General features: G+C 54.9%; 3 protein-coding genes. All 3 read left to right on the forward strand.

Annotation, left to right across the window (positions count from 1 at the left end; all coding sequences use genetic code 11):
- Nucleotides 1-44: 44 nt before the first annotated feature.
- Nucleotides 45-611, forward strand: coding sequence for an energy-coupled thiamine transporter ThiT (thiT, locus tag H6B10_RS13595; protein WP_204652097.1), 567 nt, complete (start codon nt 45-47; stop codon nt 609-611).
- Between the two features lie 351 nt (nt 612-962).
- Nucleotides 963-2,438, forward strand: coding sequence for a PTS transporter subunit EIIC (locus H6B10_RS13600; RefSeq protein ID WP_204652098.1), 1,476 nt, complete (start codon nt 963-965; stop codon nt 2,436-2,438).
- Between the two features lie 190 nt (nt 2,439-2,628).
- The coding region (locus H6B10_RS13605; RefSeq protein ID WP_204652099.1) for a glucosamine-6-phosphate deaminase at nt 2,629-3,088 on the forward strand (460 nt) is incomplete at its 3' end.

The raw sequence follows: 3,088 nt of genomic DNA on the forward strand, positions 1-3,088 counted from the left end.
CTGTTTTTATGTACTGAATATTTGTTTGGGGAGGAGTTTACCCGATGACCAAAACCTATTCCAAAACCCGTACTCTGGTAGAGTGCGCCCTGATGATTGCCCTGGGCACCGTCCTGGCAAACATCAAAATCTACGAACTGCCCAACGGCGGTTCCGTTACCCTGTTCAGCATGTTGCCTTTCATTTTGATTTCGTTCCGGCACGGCGTAAAATGGGGCCTGTTCACAGGCTTCGTCAACAGCCTGCTCCAGATGCTGCTGGGCTTTTACGCACCGCCGGCTCCCGGCCTGCTGCCGCTGGTGGGCATGATCCTGCTGGATTATGTGCTGGCCTTTACGCTGTTGGGCCTGGCCGGTGCCATTGCCAAGCCTTTCTCCAACCGTCTTGTAGGCGTTGCCGTAGGTACCGCAGTGGTATGCCTGTTCCGCTTCCTGTGCAGCTTCCTGTCCGGCGTACTCATTTGGGGCAACCTGAGCGAAGGTCTGCCTGCCTGGACCTACAGTCTTACCTATAACGGCAGCTATATGGTGCCCGAAACCATTATGACCACCATTGCCGCCGTCTTGATCTGCAAGGCGGCGCCGCAGCTCTTTAACACCCAGAATTCCTGATTTTTTATTCCCGCATGTATCTTCCGATATGTGCGGGATTTTTTTATAATTTCTTGCTATTTCTTTTAGAACATCTCCCTGCTGTCCCGGGTCAGACTTTTTCCCGTTATAAAAATAACTTTCATTTTATTGTTTTTGATTTATACTTTTTTGCGAAAATCCTTTATTTTTACCCACACAATAGCCAAAATATAAAGATGTTTTTCGTCTTTTTGACAAATCGTCTAAAATTGCTTTCTTTTTTATGAAGAATATGTTAAGATAAGTTTAACAAGGTGTGCGGTTGCCAGAACCAGGACAGCCACACACCCGCGTTAGAGGAATCCATCTGAATTTTGGAGGAATGCTTTTATGATGAAATATCTGCAAAAGCTCGGCAAGGCATTGATGCTGCCTGTCGCCGCGCTTCCTGTCTGCGGCATTCTCATGGGTCTGGGCTATGCACTGGCTCCGGCTGCCATGGGTGCTGAAGGTGCAACGACCGGTTTCGCTTACACGGCCGGTTTCATTCTGATCAAGGCCGGCGGCGCCCTGATCGACAACATGGCCTGGCTGTTCGCCGTTGGCGCTGCTGTTGGCCTGTCCGATGACCATGACGGCACTTCTGCTCTGGCCGGTCTGGTCAGCTACCTGATGATGACCCAGCTGCTCAGCACTGGCGTGGTCAGCGCTCTCCCCTTCATGAACCTGGTCGAGGGCACTTCCACTTACATTGCTTTCCAGAAGACCGCCGGCAATGCCTTCATCGGCATCCTGGCTGCCATCATCGGTTCCACCTGCTACAACAAGTTCAAGAGCACCCAGCTGCCTGACTGGCTGGCCTTCTTCAGCGGCAAGCGCTGCGTGGCCATCGTCACCGGCCTGGTTTCCATCGTTGTTTCCGTCATCCTGCTCTTCGTCTGGCCCATCATCTTCAATGCTCTGGTTCTGCTGGGCGACGGCATCGTCAGCCTGGGCGGCGTTGGCGCCGGTCTGTACGCCTTCTTCAACCGCCTGCTGATTCCCACCGGTCTGCATCACGCCCTGAACAACGTGTTCTGGTTCGACACCATCGGCCTGGGAGACCTGACCCACTACTGGGCCGGTGAAACCTCCGCCGACGTGGGCTGGAGCCTCGGTATGTACATGTCCGGCTTCTTCCCCTGCATGATGTTCGGTATCCCCGGTGCGGCTCTGGCTATGGTCCACACCGCCAAGAACAAGAAGGCTGCCATCGGCCTCGTGACCTCCGCTGCTATCTGCGCGTTCGTCTGCGGCGTTACCGAGCCCTTCGAGTTCGGCTTCATGTTCCTGTGCTTCCCCCTGTACGTTGTTTATGCTGTTCTGTACGGCATCTTCACCGTTATCACCTACTACGTTGGTTTCCGCGCCGGCTTCATGTTCTCTGCCGGTGCCACTGACCTGGTCTTCTCCGCTTCTCTGCCGGCTCATGCCAACACCTGGATGATCATTCCTCTGGGCATTGCCGCTTTCGTGGTCTTCTACGTTGTCTTCCGTTTCGCCATCACCAAGTTCAACCTGGTGACTCCGGGCCGTGAGGATGAGGATGCCGAAGCCGCCGAGGCCAACATCACCCTGGCCAACAACGACTTCACCGCGATTGCCAGCGGCGTTCTGAGCGCTGTCGGCGGCAAGGGCAACGTTTCCAACGTTGACTACTGCGCCACTCGTCTGCGCTTTGAAGTCAAGGACAGCACCGCTGTGGATGAAAAGGCCGTTAAGGCTGCCGGCGCCGCCGGTGTCATTCGTCCCAGCAAGAACGCCTGCCAGGTCGTTATCGGCCCCAAGGTCCAGTTTGTCTACGACGAATTGAAGAAGATGCTGTAAGTAACCCTTACGGCGCCTAGATAAAGGTTCTGGTTCCCTTTATCACCTCCGCCGGGGGCGGGCGCGATGCCCGTCCCCGGCATTTTATTTTGAAAAGTGTACGGCAAAATGCTGCGCCTTTTCTCTCTACGTGTTATAATGAAGGCAAGGAACAGGGGCCACTCCCCTACATTGTCAGGAGGTTTTTATTATGAAAATTATCCGCGCAAAAGATTATTACGACATGTCCCGCAAGGCTGCCAACATCATTTCCGCTCAGGTCATCATGAAGCCCAACTGTGTGCTGGGTCTGGCCACCGGCGGCACCCCCGTTGGCACCTACAAACAGCTGGTAGAATGGTACAACAAAGGCGACCTGGACTTCTCCGAAGTGACCACCGTCAACCTGGACGAGTACCGCGGCCTGCCCCGTGAGCATGCCGAAAGCTACTGGAGCTTCATGCACCGCAACCTGTTTGACCTGGTGAACATCAACCCCGCTTCCATCAATCTGCCGGACGGCACCAACATGGACGCCGAGGCCGAATGTGCCCGTTATGACTATGTGATCAAGCGCGTGGGCGGCATCGACCTGCAGCTGCTGGGCATCGGCCACGACGGCCACATCGGTTTCAATGAGCCGGGCGAAGCCTTTGAGCTGGGCACCCACT

This window comes from Gemmiger formicilis (genome assembly GCF_016901605.1).
Taxonomy (GTDB): Bacteria; Bacillota; Clostridia; order Oscillospirales; family Ruminococcaceae; genus Gemmiger; species Gemmiger formicilis_B.

What these genes read in the sequence shown, in the direction of transcription:
- thiT (WP_204652097.1), top strand. Translation starts at nt 45, where the DNA reads ATGACCAAAACCTATTCCAAAACCCGTACTCTGGTAGAGTGCGCCCTG.
- H6B10_RS13600 (WP_204652098.1), top strand. Translation starts at nt 963, where the DNA reads ATGATGAAATATCTGCAAAAGCTCGGCAAGGCATTGATGCTGCCTGTC.